Source organism: Treponema medium, from assembly GCF_017161265.1.
In the GTDB taxonomy this organism is placed as follows: domain Bacteria; phylum Spirochaetota; class Spirochaetia; order Treponematales; family Treponemataceae; genus Treponema; species Treponema medium.
Genome location: NZ_CP031393.1, coordinates 2,268,301 through 2,286,741 on the forward strand (window position 1 = coordinate 2,268,301; position 18,441 = coordinate 2,286,741).

Here is an 18,441-nt window from a genome sequence, read left to right on the forward strand (position 1 = left end):
TCAAGTTTGCACCGCAAACTTGAGATAAAAAGTACCGGCGACATCTCAGACGGTACTTTTTATCTCATCTCCTATAAAAACTTTTGCAGGATGTTTCAACATCCGAAAAAGTTTTTAGCCGTGCGCGCAATGCGCGCACATGTAAATAATCAAGTTTGCACCGCAAACTTGAGATAAAAAGTACCGGCGACATCTCAGACGGTACTTTTTATCTCATCTCCTATAAAAACTTTTGCAGGAAATATCAGAGCCTTCGGCTCTGTTCTGCAAAGAAATTCATTAACTTGTCCGCTTAAGCGGACAGCGAATCAACATCCGAAAAAGTTTTTAGCCGTGCGCGCATTACGCGCACATGTAAATAATCAACAACCCCGACGCAGAGCATCGGGGTATGTTGTTCTCATAAGGTGGTTGCAGTCGGCTTTCATACCCTTTATTACGGCGCAGAGCGCCGGGGTATGAAACCCTCCGCACGAATCAAGTTTGCACCGCAAACTTGAGATAAAAAGTACCGGCGCAATTTTAGGCGATGCTTTTTATCATAGCTCCTATAAAAACTTTCAGATATTTCATTATACCGTACCTTTACCGGTTTTTAAAGGGGACCGTTCTACCTGCCGTGTTCTATCCTACAGCGTAAACGGAATCGGGACTTTTTTTATTACATATTCTCGGTTATAATAGATCTGAGGCTGTCCAAAAACTTCAGTTTTTGGACAGTTTCCTTAGATTTAGATGCGATGTTTAAAATTAAGTCATTGCTGTATAAAGACTTAATTTTAAACTCGCGGGGATGTCGAAAAAGTAACCAACTTTTGAGACATCCCCAGGTCGCCGAGTTCTAAATCGCACAAATGGTACGATTTAGAACATCGCATTTCAAGGTAACCTGTTCCGAAACGGAAGTTTCCGAACAGGTTTAATAAACAAAAGAGGGATGATACAATGAATGTATTTGATATAATTGGTCCCATCATGATCGGCCCATCCAGTTCCCATACAGCCGGAGCGGTAAGAATTGGTTTAATGAGCAGACTGTTGCTGGGTACCCCTGCAGTAAAGGCATATATCAGACTGCATGGCTCTTTTGCGCAAACGTACAAGGGGCACGGAACTGACCGTGCACTCGCAGCCGGAATTATGGGTATGCAAACTGATGATGAACGCATCAGAAGGAGCTTGCAAATAGCCAAAGAAATCGGACTTGCCATTACTTTTGAACCGACGGTAATTCCCGATGCTCATCCGAATACGGCTGAAATCACCTTAACCGATGCAAACGGAAAAACCGTGTGCGTACAAGGAGCATCCGTCGGCGGCGGCAACATCGTTATCACTAAAATAGATGGTCGGGAGGTAAAAATTACCGGTCAATCTCCGACGATTATCGTGGTACACAATGACATACCGGGAATGATCGCCGCAGTAACTGCATTGATGGCTCAGTATAAACTCAATGTCTATAATTTCAACCTTGCTCGGGACAAAAAGGGCGGAACCGCAATCATGACATTACAGATTGACGGGCGCTCCCTTGGAGAAGACTTGCAAGCCGCTATCGAGAAAATACCCGGCGTTACCAAGGTGATTTTTGTTCGACCGTTCTAAAAAACGGCAACCTATAAAGGAATTCATGGCAACCGCGCTAATACTATCTGACGCAGTTGCTTTCCTTTTGCGAGAAATTTCGAAAAAATTTCTCGCAGTTTATTTTAAAAGGAGGGTAAACACATCAGACGTGTAGACAAAATGCTGCAGAATCAGTGAGGCAGGGCAACCATTTGAGACGCGAAGCGACGAAATTCTGGTTGAACAGCCTCACTGATTCTGCAGGGGACGTCAAAAATAGTCTGATGCGTTTACCCGGAGCAGGGAGACAGCGATGCTTAGTTATGAATCAATCAGCGAATTATATAAAACGGCGGAAACGCAGCATAAGCGTATCAGGGAGATTGTATTAGAAGATCAAGCAGCTCAGCTTGAACAGCCGGAAGAATCGCTTATTATGCGAATGGAAGAAAACTTGACAGTCATGCTAGAGGCAATTGAGAACGGTAGTAAACAGGGGGTTAAATCGACCAGCGGATTAACCGGTGGAGATGCATACCGTCTAAAACAGACGATTGCGGAAGGTAAACACCTTTGCGGAGATCTTATGTCAAATGCTATTCAGATGGCAATGGCAGTATCCGAAATAAACGCCGCGATGGGGAAAATTGTTGCAACTCCTACAGCCGGTTCTTGTGGAATCTTACCCGGGGCATTAGGCGCCTTGTTAAAAGTACGCGGTATCCCGCGGAAAGAAGTAGTACTGTCGCTGTTTACCGCCGGAGCTATCGGCATGGTGGTTGCAAATAAGGCATCGATTGCGGGGGCTTCAGGCGGCTGCCAAGCTGAGTGCGGCACCGCTTCCGCAATGGCGGCTGCTTGTATTGTGGAACTCTTAGGCGGCACACCGGAGATGGCAGCGCATGCCGTGGCAATAACCCTCAAGTGCATATTGGGTCTGGTGTGCGACCCCGTTGCAGGCCTCGTGGAAATCCCCTGCATTAAACGGAATGCTTCCGGCGTGACACTTGCTTTTACCGCTGCGGAACTGGCACTTGCAGGGATTAAAAGCGCAATTCCCGTTGACGAAACCATCGAATCTCTCAAACGGGTTGGTGACGGACTTCCGGCATCGCTTCGCGAAACCGCTCAAGGAGGTTTAGCGATAACCCCAACCGGTCAAACCTTTGAACGGCAAGTCTTCGGTACGCGCTCGCCACTAACCGGCAGTCCATGCAGTACCTGCGGCTCATGCGGTAGCTGATGAAAGATGGTCTTATATTACTTTCAAAAAGCTTAGTATAAAGACAATCCCAAAAATAGTTATACACGACAGTACCGTTGAGAAAATAACGACTTGAGCAGCAAGTTCATAATCGCAACCGAGTTGTTCAGCCATAACTGCTGAAATAACAGCCGTAGGAGAACCGTACAGAGCGATGAGCGCCACAATCTCATTGGCGCGAAATCCGAGATAAACAGCTAGCGTAATAAAGATCAATGGCATACCGATGAGCTTGCCTGCAACGGTAATCAACAGATTTTTAAAATTTGCCGAAACTTTTGAAAAATCAAGCATTGCACCCAGTACGATAATGGGGAATATACTGCCTACTTTACCGATATCCATCAACGACTTATCTAAAAAATGCGGAATAGGAGGGTGCAGCAAGGACATCATAATCCCTACAATAGAGGCAATCACCATGTGATTTTTTAATACATCTATTATCAACTTCTTTTTGTTGACAGCACAGCCACCATAAATTGAGAGCAGAACAACGGCTGCAGCATTAAAAATAGGAATAATAATCATAATAAGCATTGATGCCAACACTGCGCTGTTTTCTCCTGCAATATAGGAAGAAAGCGGAATCCCAAGCATCACAAAATTACTTCTGAATGTTCCCTGTATCATAACACCTTGCTTTTTTTTATCTTTTTCAAAAAGCGGTACGATGAAAACAAGCAAGAAGATAGCAGCTACAATACTTCCTGCGGCATACAGAACAAACCTCAAATCGAAAACTTCATTTAAATTTGTCTTTCTGATATTATTAAAGGTTACGATCGGTAAGAGTAAGTCAAAGCATAACTTATTTAATTGGGCTATCGTTTCTTTGCTAAAATACCCTTGTTGTTTAAGAAAATAGCCGAAAACAACTAAGAGAACGACCGGCATAACTGCATTAAATGCTACAAAGAAACTTTCCATGTATGCTCCTTACTCTACCGGTTTGTAAATTATTCGAGTACCCGTTTTAGGTAAACGGGCACTTAAAGGCACGAGCTTTTTACACCTTGAACTTTCCGATTTCTCCGGTAACGCTCGCTGCATTTTTCTGATTATTTATCGCGATAGTATTTACTTCTTTCATCGCGTTGTTGACTTCCGCTATTCCGGTCGCCATTTCCGCCATACTTTGTGTAATAACCTCCGACAGATTGGCAAGTTTTCTGATACCGGCAGAAATATCGGTCGCTTCGGATAGTATTTCATTTGAATCTGTTTTTACTTTAGATGTTATGGTATTCATTCCATTAATTACATTTAAAACTTCTTCACCACCCTGCATTTGCTCCTTCATAGTACGGATCATGCCGTCTTCTTGCCGATAGATAAAGTCCATCATAGCACTGATTTTTTCAAACTGCTCCGCTACCAGAGGGCCGGCACCGTTAAGACTTTCGATTTTATGTTTGAGTTCTTCCAAGACCTTTGTAATACTTGTTCCTTGAGCACCCGATTCCTCTGCCAACTTCCGTATTTCATCAGCGACAACTGCAAACCCTTTTCCCGCTTCTCCGGCATGCGCTGCCTCAATTGCCGCATTCATCGCAAGAAGGTTTGTTTGACTTGCCGTATTTTGGATAACCGTAATAGCATCGAGAAGCCCCTCGGATTGCTCCGTTACTACTTTTGTAACCTCAACAACCATAGCAACGGTCTCTTTACCGGTGTGCGTTGTTTTTTCAAGGGTTTTAATCGATTGAAGATTCTTTTCAGCCCGTTCCTGTAAAGTCTGAATGTTTTTTATGATTTCTTCGATTGAAAGGGATGAACCTGAGATACTTTTAGCTTGATTGTCAATGTGGAAATCAAGACTTGACATCGTTTGAGTAATAGCATCTATCTTTGCAGCGGTTTCATTAACTTCCGTATGCTGCACCATTACTCTATCTTTCACGTTTTCAATATTTCCTGTTATTTGATTAAGCGCTGCAGCAGAATCTAGCATCCGCGTAGACAATGTCTGGCTAACTGACTGCATGTTTTTTGCCGTATCGGTTATGACCGAAAAAGAAGCGCGGATTTTTTCTATTGCATTATTCATCGATAATGCGATAGAACCGAGTTCATCAGAATGCACTGCAGCTTGAACGGTAAAATCTCCTTCCGCAACTTTATCAAAAATAGTATGGAGCTTAATAAACCGTCCGAATAAATAGCTGAGCATAAACTGATTAATTATGATCATAAGTATCAATAGAACAGCTGTCCATAAAAGAGAATATCCTAAAATCGAAAGAATAGGCGGTATAAAATCTTTTACAGGAACTGCCATGATAGTATAATATGGCAAATCGGAGAGCTGTTTTTTTACAATAATAACTCTACCGAGCAAATCGTCATCATAGTATTGAAGATTGCTATAGCCCGTTAAGTCTGAAAGAGTACCTGTTACCGTATTGATTTTTTTATTTGTAAAGTCAACATTTGAACAAAGCGATATTGTATCGGTATTATCGATAACGCCGATCCAAGATTGCGGACTGGGCAGTGATTTATTTATTTTAGCAACGGCTTTTTGCAAATCAACCGCCATACCGGCGAATCCGATTGCTTCTCCTGCCGAATTAAATATTTTTATATCAAACCAAAAATTTATTTCATTGAGTGTTCTATTGTAATCGACACTACAAAATAACGTTTGCGGATTTTTCAGCATGGTAAAAAACCATGAATCATCGGCTTCGGTAAGCACATCTTTTTTTATCTGTTTATTATTATCAACAACATAGTAACCACCGGTTAATTTCGAAGCAGCAAAACAGGTAGAAAACTGCTCGTCTTTACTAAGTTTTAGCATTTTATCGATAACATGAGTACCGGTTTTCTCATCTTTTTCATACGCTTCAAACCAATCTATCAAATAAGGCTCTTCCGCTAAATCTTGTGAAAGCGCTAAGCCAACCGTAAGATTTGTCTGTAATTCGGAAGACGAAGCATCCAGCATAAACGGTACGGTTTTGTAAAAATTATTTTCAATGTACGCCCTCGCTTGCATAACGCTAAAAGCTAACGCTCCGCAAACAGCAATAACCAGCGTCGTTACCAAAAACAAATTAACTGATGTCCGTATTTTCATAGAATCTCTCCAGCAGAGTAAGAAAAATTTGAGTGTACGATAAGTGTACCGTATTTTTATTTTTATAGCTAGAGCGCGCATTGAATCACGTTAAATCTAACCGAAAAAGAAGCGGTGCATCACGTAAAAATCTAACCCAAAATAGAAGCCCAAAGGAAGGGCACAATGGGGTTAGACATGAAAACAAAAAAGAAATTGAGCGAAGAAACGGCAAAACGGTATTGTACGGCAGCAAAGAAACAAAAGACGAAAATCCTCGATGAGTTCATCGCAACAACCGGTTACAATCGAAAGTATGCCATTCACGTTCTGAAAAACAGTGCATACGTAAAACTCACGCACTTTAACAATGTCGCAAGACAGAGCGTACAGGTTATTACAAAGACACGTAAAAAGCGGAACTATGAAAAATACTACGGTCAAGACGTACAACAAGAAGTCATCCGGCTGTGGATTTTTTCGATGTATCTGTGTGCAAAACGGCTCGTGCCGTTCATTCGGGATAATATCGATTACTTTGCTCAAAAGTTCAGCTATGATGAAAAACTGAAAGCAAAACTCGCCCGCATATCAAGCGCGACAGTCGGCAGGATTCTTAAACCGGAAATCCCAAAACATTCCATCCGCGGTATTTCAACAACACGACCTGTAAAGAATCTTAATAAGCTCATCCCCATCCGTACCTTTTTCGATTGGGATGAACGGAAGCCGGGTTTTTTTGAGGTTGACACCGTTGCCAACTGCGGCATAAGTACCCAAGGACAGTATATTTGCACGCTTACCCTTACCGATGTTCATTCAGGCTGGACGGAAAATAGAGCCCTTTTAAACAAAGCTCATCGTTGGGTAAAAGAAGCAATAGAAGATGTGAAAGAGAAGCTCCCGTTTCAGATGAAAGGTATTGATAGCGACAACGGAAGTGAGTTCAAAAATACACAGCTGTTGCAATGGTGTAAAAGTAATGAGATTATCTTCACTCGGAGCCGATCGTATAAAAAGAATGATAATTGTTTTGTTGAACAGAAAAATGATAGTGTCGTAAGGCACATTGTCGGTTACTATCGCTTTGAGGGAGAAGCTGCGCGAGCGGTTATGGCTGACCTTTATCAGCAGTATAATAAGCTCGTCAATTTCTTTTTTCCTTCGATGAAAATTATTTCAAAAAAACGGATAGACGCAAAGGTCATAAAAAAATATGATACGGCAAAGACTCCGTATTGCAGGCTGATGGAAAGCTCTGATGTAAGCGAGGCGGTAAAAGCTGAGCTGTGCCGCAGGAAGAACAACTTGGATTTACAACAGCTGCTTGAAACAACGCAAAGCTTGCAAAGTAAACTTATCTCTATGGCTCAACCTTGGACATAGAGTGCTACGGTTAGATTTTTACTTGAGTAACCGCAATCCTTTCGGTTAGATTTTTACGTGAGTAAATACGGAGCGCGCATTGTCTTGTCTATTCATAATTATGCATAGCAGAAAGAGTTCGATGCGGTTGCTCTACATTAGTCTTGTTTGCGTATTTGTTTAATCCGCTCCCAATAAAAATCGAGTTCATCGGCTTTAAGAAGCGGTTCAGGCGGCGGCCGTTTGAGACTGTTATGCCGTTTTATTTCTTCCTGCAAGTCTGAAATTGATGATCGGGTTAAAAAAGGTTCGCCGAATGCAAAAGCGCCATCCGTTTCATCATAATATAAAGGAAGACCTTGTATCTTCGGGTATTTTTGGTGAGGATACACATCGCCAACGGCATGGGTTCCCGCCCCGCCGCCTTGCGGTGTAAGCGTTAGCTGCTGTATACCATTGCCGCCATCGCTGATCAATACGCTGCCTTTTTCATAGTTTTTAAGCTTTGACCCGTTATCAGTTATGCAGCTGTATATGGTATCATATTGCCGGATAAACTTCGGTACGGTTACTTGTAATCCGTCATCGAATGCAAACCTTGCATATTTTTCTTTATATTCAAAATCACCTGTCCAATAGCGGAATTTTATGTACTGTGTACCATTGAAGAAAAAGGCATCGAAAAACGCCGGAGCTTCTTGCTGATATATCAAAATACCATCTCGAAAGCCTTGCTCAACCCAAAAGCCGTCCAAAATCGCCGTTAATGGGGAGCGCATCGGTTGCGTATCTGCATTCGCCCCTGCAGATACTAAAGAGGATCGGCTTTGTTGTGTGTCAGTAACAATATTATGGGGTGTTTTTTTATAAAATGATGAAAATAATCCAGTGTTATGTACCCATACACTCGTCGTAACCGGTGTTCTAAATCCTTGATAACGGATATTCAATGAATAAATATTTCCCGTATCTTCTTGTTTTACCTTGACGGGGTAGGTACCCATATCCTCATACACAAAGCGATAATATGTCTTCAAGACTATTCGCAGCGTATCTTCTGTGGTTCCGTCTGCTTTCCCTGTATATTCAATAAAGCGTTCCGAATTTTCCCAAATACCGGTAAGCGGTTGAGCAGGGCAGGAAAGCGATAAAATAAGAAACAAAGATAAAATAGTATAAAAATGCTTAATACGTTTCACAGCAAAAATAGTATATCATACAACGCGCAGTGTGTTTAGCCTATCGGCACATTCTTAATTATCAATTAAAAAAACAGACTGATACGTTAGCCTAACCGGTTCCGCTTGAGCTAAGGGGATACCATCTCTCTTCATATCCCATCTTTTTCGGTTAGATTTAACGTGATGCAATGCGGGCAATTGACTAAGCCAGTCTTTTTATACTATAGTGGAACGCATGCTTTACGCCTCTTATGATAGCTTTTATTACTATTTGCTGTATAAAAGGCGGTAAATGCTATTTCGGGATTAAAACCCGATAAATAACTCCATCCCGTAGTAAATGCGGGGCTAATGGCCATCAGGAGGGCACATGAGAAAGTATGAATTGATGATTGTCTTTCCTATTGAGGAAGCGCAGTTCAAGCCGGGCATTGAAGACGTCCGATCCGTTTTGGGTGACTTCAGCGTCCAAATTGATTCCGAAGACCCGTTCGGAGATCGCGAATTAACGTATGAAATCAAAAAAAGAACAAAAGGTCGCTATGTATTGTTCAATATTCATGCCGAACCGGATAGGATTATCGAAATAGACCGCAAGTTTAAGCTCAATCAAAACCTTTTGACTTTTTTATTTATCAGAATTGATGAATAATTTAGGAGAATATTGATGGCAGATATAAACCACGTCATACTTGTCGGTAGGCTTACCCGTGATGCAGAGTTAAAATATACCCAAGGAGGAGCTGCCGTATGCAAGTTTTCGATTGCAATTAACCGGCGGCGGAAAAACGGTGAAGAATGGGTTGAAGAAGCAAACTATTTCGACATCGTACTTTGGGGCAGACAGGGCGAAGCGCTTAATCAATACCTTGTAAAAGGAAAGCAGGTTGCTGTTGAAGGTGAACTTCGGCAAAACCGATGGGAACAAGATGGGCAATCCCGCAGTAAAGTAGAAATTATCGCGAATAATCTTCAGCTTTTAGGGGGCGGTTCCGGAAGCGGCCAGCAGATGAATACCGGCAACAGGGAAACATATCAGCGATCAAATGCACCTTCGGCATATCAGGCTCGGCAAAATACGCCGCCGTCGAATGACGGTTATGAAGCCGATTTTGATAACGCCAATTATGACAATATTCCATTTTAAGGAGAATCGAACATGGCAGATGAAGCACTGAATACCACTGAAGTAGATACAAATACACAGGAAAATCCTCGTGAAGGAGGAGAAGAACGGCAAGGTAATAAAAAAGGAAAGATGTTTTTCCGTAAAAAAGTTTGCCGCTTCTGTGCACAAAAAGCAAAAATTGATTATAAGGATCCGGATTCTTTGCGGCGCTTTATTACCGAACGCGGAAAGATCTTACCGCGCCGTATTACCGGAACTTGCGCAAAACATCAGCGTAAGCTTGCGCTTGAAATTAAGCGTGCACGTGCACTTGCGTTACTCCCCTACGTTGTGGACTAACAGCTGATACTCCTAAAAACACCGGTTTTTAGGAGTGTTTAAATTATCTGCTGCCGGCTTCCAACTCCTGGAATCCGGTTGGCTGTTTTTTATCATTATGTACCGTTCTATCGGTACGCTTATAAGGAGCTTGAAATGAAAGTAATTTTAAATGAAGATGTCAAATACCTCGGAGAAGAGGGCGATATTAAGGACGTTGCCAAAGGATATGCTCGTAACTATCTGTTTCCGCGGAATTTAGCGGTTCCCTGCAATTCCTTTACCCTTGCCCATTTTGAAAGCCGTAAAGAAGAAATAGAGCAGCGGAAAGCTGTTAAGCGGCAAAATGCTGCCGGTTTAAAAGAGCAGCTTGAAGCGTTGACACTGACAATCGTAATGCCTGCAGGCCCCAACGGGAAGCTGTACGGTGCGGTTACCAACCAAACAGTTTCAGACGAGTTGCAGAAACTCGGATTTGAAATCGAACGGAAGCGCATTGAACTGCCCGGTCTTACCTTTAAAAGCGTGGGACATTATAGCGCAACCCTCAAACTATATGAAGCGGCCGTTGCAGTTCTCCCCATCGTGGTAGAAGCTCAGCCTGAAGCTGAAAAAGCAGTCGAAGCGAAACCGGAGAAGCGCTCACGCCGCCGTCAGGAAGAAACCGAAACGAAGCCGGAAGTAGCGGAAGGCGTTCAAACTGAAGCTACCCAAGAAGAAGCAAAAGCAGAAGAGCCTGCCGAAACGCAAGAATAACCTACTTCTCTTATATTTATTTATAGAGAAACAGCGGTGTATCACCCATCATAAAAGAGAAGTTCTGTTAAGAGCTTCTCTTTTATTTTTTAGGGCAACATGGGAACCTTCTAAAAACCTCAGTTTTTTAGAGATGCCCTCATATATAAAAATATCGAGGAAAATAAAATGTCGGATATGATAAAGCAGATGTCTTCATTAAAGGATAAAATACCGCCGAATAATACGGAGGCTGAGCAGGCCGTACTCGGAGCTATTTTACTTGATTCTGACGCCATCGGGACGGTTTTGCAGTATATCCGTGCAGAAAGTTTTTATACCATTGCCCACCAAAAAATCTTTCAAGCTGTTGTTGATCTTTATAACGGGGGACACAGGGTTGATCTTCTCGTTATCAGCGAACATCTGCGGCAAGAAGGGCTCCTCGATTCCGTAGGCGGCACAGCGTATATCGCTTCACTCACCGATACCGTCCCAAGCACTGCGAATGTTGCCTATTACGCAAAAATTGTCCTTGATGCGGCTATCCGACGATCGCTTCTAAAAGTTTCGCATCAGATTTATGCCGATGTCTTTGACCAAACCGTTGCATACTCTTCCGTATTGGAACAGGCGCAGAAAAATATCTTTGATTTAACCGATGCGGGGCAATCGGCGACCTTTCATACTCCAAAAGATCTTATCCTTGAAGCTATTGAGATTATCGAAGCACGAGCAAAGCATCGCGATGAGTTTTCCGGTATTCCTTCCGGCTTTGAATTTTTAGACAGCCTTACCAGCGGTTTTCAAAATTCTGAGCTTATTATCATCGGAGCACGCCCTTCAATCGGAAAAACGGCGCTAGCGCTCACCATTGCCGACTATATTTCAGTAACAAAAAAAATACCGGTGGCTTTCTTTTCACTTGAAATGTCCAATATGCAGCTAATACACCGTTTATTCTCTCTGGAATCGCGGGTGTCTTCTTCAAAAATCCGTTCGGGGAACTTACAGACTGCCGATTTTCAAAAACTTCAAGATGCAGCAGGCAGACTCTATGATGCACCGCTCTATATCGTTGATATGCCTAATATGAAGCTACTCGATTTGCGGGCGATGGCTCGGCAGCTCTGTTTGCAGGAAGGGGTAAAGATTATCTTTATCGATTACCTCGGCTTAATTTCTTCGGAAAATAATGCTATCCCACGCCATGAACGTTTTGCAGAGATTTCTCAATCGCTTAAAAGCCTCGCCCGCGAGCTCAACATTCCCGTCATAGCACTATCACAGGTAGGCCGCGATGCTGAAGGAACTGCACCGACACTTGCTAATTTGCGGGAATCAGGCGCAATCGAACAGGATGCTGATGTCGTCATGTTTTTACACCGAGAAAAACGCGAAAGCCCCGATACCGAGCTGATTGTTGCAAAACAGCGTAATGGTCCAGTCGCAACCGTTAATCTTGAGTTTATCAGCGAATGTACCCGTTTTGTTTCCAAAACGCGAAATGAATAATGTGCACCTCTATTCCGAAGGATGCAAAGCAAATCTAACCGAGTTTTTAGAGGTGCCCTAATACTGCTGAAGACACCCCAAAAAAGCCTTATTCGACGGTCATATTTATCGGAAGGTAGTCCTGCATAAGCTCAAGCCTTTTCGTAAAATATTTTTTTTCTTTTTCGTTGAGTGTATCGATCCACTCTTGCGTAAAACGCTTAACAACCGGATATGCCGGCTCGTTGTATTGGGTTATAAGCATAGGAAAAACCGAAAAATCCGCCCTCCCCGCTTTGTTCCGCGTACATGTTAGTTGCAACAGCACGGCATCACCAGTGTATTCACGATAGAATGCAGGGTCGTCATACCGTGTGTGCCAACGCTGCCCTGAAATAAAATTTCCCATAGAATACATACAAAAGACATTACACTGTTCCGAAATAACGGTTTCGTGCAAAAGAGAAGGTCGTTCGACCGTTATCATCTCCCACTGCTGCATCACATGCGGATGATGCGCCCAAATAATATCGACTCCTGCTTCCCCAAGTTGTTTAAACCACTTTTTTTTCGCTTTGGAAACAGTACGTCCGTATTCAGGTTCATTGAGATGAAGCCCCAAGACAAATAAATCGCAAGGATATCGGGTGCGAGCCTCTTTAATAGCCGAAAGGAGCGCTGCCCTCCCCTGTTGTGTCGGTGCACTGTAATAAAGCCGATTCTTTGATGAATCATAAGAATTTAAAATCTCGGTAACGGAACAAAAAAGTATATTCCAACCTTTATAGAAGAAAGGTGTTACTTGTATATGATCAGTTTCAGAGTTTTTTAAGCCGGAAAATATCAAGAATGGAGGAAGTATATCGGCGGTGGTCCGTTCTTTTTGTACTGTCCGCACCGCAGTAAGTGTCCCGTCAATACCTGTTCTACCATGATCGTTTGTATGGTTATTTGCAAAGCCGAGTACATCAAAACCTGCTTGGACGGCAGCGCGTAAATACGACGTATGCACATTAAAACAGGGATAGGTCGAAAGTGGCAGCGTATCACACACCGGTGTTTCAATATTTACAAAACTTAAATCATCATCATGTAATATTTTTTCCACATCTTTGTATATTAAATCATACATACTCATATTAAAATTTATACTATGAGCCATAAGATCGCCGGCAAAGGTCATTACAAGCGGTGGCGCATAAGAGGAATTTCGAATTGAACGAGTACTATTATTTGTGGAAGAAACGGTATCGTCTGAACCGGTTTGGCTATCATCGGTTTGTAGAGAAGCAGCGATAACACAACACGAAAAAAGAATAGGAAATGCGAAAGCGGCTAATCGGCGCATAATAAATTACTCCTAACCCTATTAGTATGTGGGGAATATTAAAAATATTCAAGTTGCGAAACAAGACTAAACATTTTTTTAGCATTTTTTGTTGCAAATCATCGCATGGATATTCGGAGGGTGTATCAGTACGGCTGTTATGCAATCGGTACTTCAGCCGTTATTGGCGGCAAAAACCCCGCAAGCAGCCCGCACCGGTTCCATTCTCGGATATATTATTGCAGCACCGATTTGTTTCTTTACGGCAACCTGCGGAATGCTTGCAAAAGCTTCGGGAGCTGATTTAGGCGACGGAACAAGCGCATTTGCCTATGCGATTAAAACCTTTACCTCACCGTTCTTCGGCGGTATTATCTTTGCATTCGTTACAATGATTATCGCTGCGACACGGTTGTCATCGTTACATACGGCGTTGGAATAATCGTTTCGTTACTGACATATAAAGAAGGCGGTAAATAATCGTATGCAGGAAAAGAAAATGTATATGTGGCCGTCTGCATGGGATCGGCCGTCTATCAACATGGAAGGATATAGGCGGAAGATCGGTTGCCGTTCCGGGGTTATTGAAAAGCTTAGATGTCTTGTTAAAAAAATTCGGTACAATGACAATGCAAGCGGTTGCACAAGATGCAATCAAGTTGGAAAATGGGGATATAAAAAAAGCAGGACATAATTCGGCACAGTACATACATCTATTGGCGGAAGCAATGAAGATTGCTTTTGCAGACAGAAGTATCGGCTTAGGTGATCCCGATTTTATCAAAATCGACACGCATAAAATTCTCAGCAAAGATTATGCAAAATTACAATATGAGCATATCAATAAAACGGCACAAGAGTATAAACCGGGCATCGACACTGCATTCGACGAGCATAAAGGAAACACCTCTCATTTTTCCATTATGGAGGCATAGGATTTGCGGAAATATAGTAGAGCATCTCTAAAAGCTAATCGAGTTTTTAGAGATGCCCGGTATTCGACTTCAACATACGGAGATGTCTCAAAAGTTGGTTACTTTTTTGCCAGCCCCGTTCAGCAGCAGGGCTTAGTTTAAGCTCTGTTCCCGTGCTTATGTCAATCGAGGTAAAGCGGCTGCTGTCCGCTTACGCTGAACATACGCCAGAACCGCACAGCATACCCCAACCGCAAACGCCGCGGCTGAAAATATCACACGCTGCATTCCGCTTTTCGGCGCGATAACCGGAAGGCGTGCAAAAAAATCCGCTGCTGTAAAAATTATCCGATACGCGGCGTTCAATCCGTATCCCAGCAGCGGACTACTGAACGGGAAGATAAGCGCAAGCGGAATGCAGATAAGCCCCGCGATGAGGAAAACCGAAACAAGCGGGCTAACCACACATGAAGCAATTACTCCCGCCGCTGCGATATTCCCGATTGCAGAGATAACAATCGGAGCGGTAAAAAGCTGTGCGCCGACAGACGCTGAAATACTGCCTGCAAGAGCAGGCGGTATTTTTCCTGCCATGAGACGGACACACGCATCGCCAAAGATGATAATCCCTGCACAGGCTCCATACGAAAGCATAAACCCGAGCGTTATTGCCTCGGAGCCGGCGATTGCGATATGCACAGTCAACATACCGCACAGCACGGACAAGGGCGGCGGCTTTAACCCGATCGCTTTTCCTGCAGCAGCGATACATACCATTCCCAATGCACGGTTTAACGAAGGAGCAGAGCCCGCAAACCAGACAAACAGGAAAACCGCCGCAAGCGAAAACCATGCAGCTCGGCTCTTATGCCCGAATATTCTGCCGCCTTGCAGCGCCGCCGTCCCGATTAGCGAAAGGTGCATCCCCGACAGCGCAAGAATATGAGCAAGTCCGGCGTTGCGGAACGCTGCGATGCATTCCGCCGGTAAGAACACCTTATCTGCAGCAAGCAGCGCAAGCAAAAGACCGCCCGCCTCCCCCCAACCGTATAGCATCCGCATAAAAGCAAAGCGGAAAAACGCACGAAGGCGGCTGAGCGGAGAGTCCCATCCGAGAAATACCGGCTGCACCGGCCGCGCATAAAATACCGTTCCCGTCTTACCGAACTTTCCTTGAACTGCAAGCTTCATTCCCTGTACATAAAACCGGCATTCTTGCGGATTCTGCAAATAGTCAGCAAAGGCCGCCGTACCGCGCAACAACGGAATCGTCTTTTCGGATTGTTCCGCTTCGCCGATGCGGGTAATACCTCCTGAATATGTTCCGCGGACAAGCGCTGTCGGAACAAAGAGCTGCACGGAACCCGATGCGGAAAACTGTTCACTGCGGCCGGTACTGCACGCAATCAATTTGACTGGTATGCGATAATAATCGGATCCAGCCGGAACAGCCTCACCGGTTAACTCTGCAATAAGCGTCCGTACCGTAGACAGCGAAGCAAGCGTTTGCGGAGGGCGCTGTTCTCTTTGCAGAGTACGCGCAGCATACGAGCCGATTGCAGCACCGGCCATTATACACAGCGCAAACCGTACCATGGCTCGTACTTGTTTCTGACGACAGTGCTGCGGTTGGAATTTTCGGTGCGTCAACTGAGCGGCTATCGGTACTGCCGCTAAGAACAGCAAGAAAGCACACAGTAATAAGAATGTCGTTATAAAGACAAAAGATGTAATTCTGCCGTCAGTTTGCGCAAATACATACAACCCGTAAAAAAACACCGCCGCCGCAACGGCTATGATCGTAACAGGCGGAACAACATGTCTATCCATACTTACCTCTTACGATTTCTTATACGACACGAGGCGCAAAATGGCTACAAATCAGCGGCAAAGGAAATCTAAGAAAAACATAACCGCCCAAAAGTTACGTTTTCAGGATTCCTTTAATTTGGTATTTTTATATGATAGAGCGTATGATTCTCCGGATTTCCCTTAAATCGTATCTGCTGTTTCTGTACAGTATCAGTAAAGGACAGAATAGAATGTTTAACAGAAGGGTTCTTAAAAAGAGCTTCTGAAATAACAATCTCATTCGGAAGCGCAGTATTTTTTATATCTATGGCAGTATTGACAGTCAAACCGACATAATTGAGCCGATTATTCAACGTTACCATCAGCACGGGACCACTATGCAAGCCCATTTTAATTTCCAGTTGTTCGTTTATCGGCTTATTTTGAGAGTATTTTATCAACTGCCACAATGCTTTCACAGCGGCTTGGAAAGCCTTACCGGGGTCGATAAATGCCCCCATAACGACATCGCCGCTTTTCATAACCGGCACGCCGCGGCACTTTTCAATCGCACCAAAAAGAAGCTTCACATACTCTTTTATCACTGAAAATGCTTTTTTATTGCCTAATGAAGTATAAAGTTTCGTCGAGTTCGTAATCTCCGCGAAGAGGATCGTTACATTTGTCAGCGGAAGCGATTGGTCACCGATAAGCACTTCGGAACTCATCAATTCACGATACAAATTATTTTGAATAATCTCAACGCCCCGTACCGCATCGGGGGTATCCCACGTCCGATATTTCCCGTCCCGGATGTTTTTACCTAGATCAGCAATATAATTCAGTTTAAACATAGGATCAAGCGTCTTGAGCCGGGGATGAATTGAAAAGCAAACCTCAATATTGGTGTCAAGCGTATTATTAAAGACTTTATTACAAACCGTACAAAAATTTTGTGACGAAGCTTGATGAAGAGACGGTGCCTCATACGCAATGTGCCCACAGGTAGGGCAATGATAAATCCACTCTAATACGAACACTCCGTCATAAACACCTTGAATAAAAATATCCAATATTTTTTCACGCGATATATCGAAAGCTTTACCGATTTCATAGAGAGGAATATGAAAAAGCAGCCGATCCGACACATTCGTTAAAAAAGCTGCAATTTTATCGGCCTCTTTTTGATTTACTTTACAACGTAATCTCATACTCATAGTTCTCTCCTTTACAAAGAAAGCATCGGGGTACAAACCTCAATGTTTCGCACTGTGTGTTCTATCCAACGCAGGCTGCAGGGGGCTAAACCCTCCGCACGAATAAAAACCATCATGATGAAAAACAAGGAAAGTACGGAAAAATCATGGTAGGTGGTACGAAATGCTTTTTAACGCACCATACTAAACAGCCGGTTTTTAAAATAGTTATAAAAATTTTGACAAATATTTGACAAATCGTTTTTTTCCATGTTATAGTAGATAGAAAATTGGTGGTATTACCACACACTGCTATTATATATATGAGATTACATGAAAAAGAAAAAAAAAGCAACTGTCAAAAGCAATAAAGAACGTTTTATAGAACAGATGGAAACGCTGCTGTTAATGCACCTTATCCTACCGGGAGAGCAGCTGCCGCCTGAACGGGAACTGGCACAGCAAATGGGTGTCTCTCGACCGGTCATCCACGAGGGGCTTTTGGAACTTGGTGCGAGAGGGCTTATTTCCATTCGGCCGCGGCATGGCTGGATTGTCAATAACTTTACAGAAGAAGGTGCGCTGCCCCTGCTTTCAAGCCTTTATCGTTTTTCGGCACCTCAGTCTGCCGCCCGTATCGATGCTGATTTGGAAGAAGTCCGCCAGATGATTTTGACAAAGTCTCTGGAACAGTATTTTGATTCCGATATGGCGCAGCAACAAACCAATTCGTCTCTCATCGAAAAATTGGACAAAATCTACAAAGAAGAAAAGAAAAATAATGAAGGACGTTTACGCCCTGCCGAAATACGGCGACTCACCGAACTGGATTTTCTCTTTTACCGTGCAATTATCGAAGCGGGCGGCAATACGATATTTCTCCTGCTTTTTAATTCGGCACGAGAAATCTATCATCAAAAACTTGAGCAGTTTTTTACCGAAAATACCGGCAGTATTCAGACGGCTGCAACCTTAAAATCTCAACTCATTGCTTACATTGCTGACGGCAACCGGCAAGAGGCAGTGGCGCTGCTTGAGAAAATGACTTCAATCGGCGCATATACCGTTTTAGAATCGAGTAATGGAGTATAGTA

At 43.3% G+C, this 18,441-nt stretch carries 17 protein-coding genes; 11 read left to right on the forward strand and 6 right to left on the reverse strand.

The genetic code is table 11. From position 1 onward, the window contains the following. The first annotated feature begins 945 nt into the window (after window positions 1-945). Both sdaAB and sdaAA read left to right on the forward strand, forming a co-directional pair. Entirely contained in the window at window positions 946-1,608 is a 663-nt protein-coding gene (gene sdaAB / locus DWB79_RS09885; RefSeq protein WP_016523901.1) for an L-serine ammonia-lyase, iron-sulfur-dependent subunit beta, read from the forward strand. Window positions 1,609-1,882: 274 nt separating this feature from the next. Beyond that, complete coding sequence (sdaAA, locus tag DWB79_RS09890; protein WP_016523902.1) at window positions 1,883-2,812, forward strand: L-serine ammonia-lyase, iron-sulfur-dependent, subunit alpha; 930 nt, start codon at window positions 1,883-1,885, stop codon at window positions 2,810-2,812. A 12-nt stretch (window positions 2,813-2,824) separates the two neighbouring features. On the opposite strand, the gene DWB79_RS09895 is transcribed toward sdaAA, so the two are convergent. Then, entirely contained in the window at window positions 2,825-3,763 is a 939-nt protein-coding gene (locus DWB79_RS09895; protein ID WP_016523903.1) for an AEC family transporter, read from the reverse strand. A gap of 79 nt (window positions 3,764-3,842) precedes the next feature. Next, complete coding sequence (locus tag DWB79_RS09900; protein ID WP_016523904.1) at window positions 3,843-5,918, reverse strand: methyl-accepting chemotaxis protein; 2,076 nt, start codon at window positions 5,916-5,918, stop codon at window positions 3,843-3,845. Between the two features lie 165 nt (window positions 5,919-6,083). Between DWB79_RS09900 and DWB79_RS09905 the strand changes: the two genes are divergently transcribed. Beyond that, window positions 6,084-7,283 carry an integrase catalytic domain-containing protein gene (locus DWB79_RS09905; RefSeq protein ID WP_016522693.1) on the forward strand — a complete coding sequence of 400 codons (1,200 nt, stop codon included), beginning with the start codon at window positions 6,084-6,086 and terminating at the stop codon, window positions 7,281-7,283. A 137-nt stretch (window positions 7,284-7,420) separates the two neighbouring features. Here the strand turns inward: DWB79_RS09905 and DWB79_RS09910 are convergent, their stop codons facing one another. Continuing rightward, a complete protein-coding gene (locus DWB79_RS09910; RefSeq protein WP_016523906.1) occupies window positions 7,421-8,461 on the reverse strand; it encodes a hypothetical protein in 1,041 nt (346 codons plus the stop codon). Window positions 8,462-8,813: 352 nt separating this feature from the next. On the opposite strand from DWB79_RS09910, the gene rpsF reads away from it, so the two are divergent. The 5 genes from rpsF (at window position 8,814) to dnaB (ending at window position 12,140) form a co-directional block, all read left to right on the forward strand. Beyond that, on the forward strand, window positions 8,814-9,095 hold the full coding sequence (gene rpsF, locus DWB79_RS09915; RefSeq protein ID WP_016523907.1) for a 30S ribosomal protein S6: 282 nt from the start codon (window positions 8,814-8,816) through the stop codon (window positions 9,093-9,095). Window positions 9,096-9,110: 15 nt separating this feature from the next. Beyond that, window positions 9,111-9,590: a single-stranded DNA-binding protein gene (gene ssb, locus DWB79_RS09920; protein ID WP_016523908.1), complete on the forward strand. Its 480-nt coding sequence runs from the start codon at window positions 9,111-9,113 to the stop codon at window positions 9,588-9,590. 12 nt (window positions 9,591-9,602) lie between these two features. After that, window positions 9,603-9,911: a 30S ribosomal protein S18 gene (rpsR, locus tag DWB79_RS09925; protein ID WP_016523909.1), complete on the forward strand. Its 309-nt coding sequence runs from the start codon at window positions 9,603-9,605 to the stop codon at window positions 9,909-9,911. Between the two features lie 135 nt (window positions 9,912-10,046). Continuing rightward, window positions 10,047-10,646, forward strand: coding sequence for a 50S ribosomal protein L9 (gene rplI, locus DWB79_RS09930; RefSeq protein WP_016523910.1), 600 nt, complete (start codon window positions 10,047-10,049; stop codon window positions 10,644-10,646). Between the two features lie 168 nt (window positions 10,647-10,814). Next, the gene (gene dnaB, locus DWB79_RS09935) at window positions 10,815-12,140 is read left to right on the forward strand and encodes a replicative DNA helicase (RefSeq protein ID WP_016523911.1); all 1,326 of its coding nucleotides are present in this window, start codon (window positions 10,815-10,817) and stop codon (window positions 12,138-12,140) included. An 88-nt stretch (window positions 12,141-12,228) separates the two neighbouring features. Here the strand turns inward: dnaB and DWB79_RS09940 are convergent, their stop codons facing one another. After that, window positions 12,229-13,467: a CapA family protein gene (locus tag DWB79_RS09940; RefSeq protein WP_016523912.1), complete on the reverse strand. Its 1,239-nt coding sequence runs from the start codon at window positions 13,465-13,467 to the stop codon at window positions 12,229-12,231. Between the two features lie 91 nt (window positions 13,468-13,558). Here DWB79_RS09940 and DWB79_RS09945 point away from each other — a divergent pair, with 91 nt between their 5' ends. Beyond that, the gene (locus tag DWB79_RS09945) at window positions 13,559-13,888 is read left to right on the forward strand and encodes an SLC5/6 family protein (RefSeq protein ID WP_206181001.1); all 330 of its coding nucleotides are present in this window, start codon (window positions 13,559-13,561) and stop codon (window positions 13,886-13,888) included. A gap of 142 nt (window positions 13,889-14,030) precedes the next feature. Continuing rightward, entirely contained in the window at window positions 14,031-14,381 is a 351-nt protein-coding gene (locus DWB79_RS09950) for a gamma-glutamyltransferase (RefSeq protein WP_040859214.1), read from the forward strand. A 156-nt stretch (window positions 14,382-14,537) separates the two neighbouring features. On the opposite strand, the gene DWB79_RS09955 is transcribed toward DWB79_RS09950, so the two are convergent. Together DWB79_RS09955 and DWB79_RS09960 are read right to left on the reverse strand one after the other, a co-directional pair. Continuing rightward, window positions 14,538-16,190 carry a ComEC/Rec2 family competence protein gene (locus DWB79_RS09955; RefSeq protein WP_016523915.1) on the reverse strand — a complete coding sequence of 551 codons (1,653 nt, stop codon included), beginning with the start codon at window positions 16,188-16,190 and terminating at the stop codon, window positions 14,538-14,540. 113 nt (window positions 16,191-16,303) lie between these two features. After that, the gene (locus DWB79_RS09960) at window positions 16,304-17,368 is read right to left on the reverse strand and encodes an adenylate/guanylate cyclase domain-containing protein (protein ID WP_016523916.1); all 1,065 of its coding nucleotides are present in this window, start codon (window positions 17,366-17,368) and stop codon (window positions 16,304-16,306) included. A 312-nt stretch (window positions 17,369-17,680) separates the two neighbouring features. Between DWB79_RS09960 and DWB79_RS09965 the strand changes: the two genes are divergently transcribed. Then, complete coding sequence (locus DWB79_RS09965) at window positions 17,681-18,439, forward strand: FadR/GntR family transcriptional regulator (RefSeq protein WP_016523917.1); 759 nt, start codon at window positions 17,681-17,683, stop codon at window positions 18,437-18,439. The last annotated feature ends 2 nt before the right edge of the window (window positions 18,440-18,441 follow it).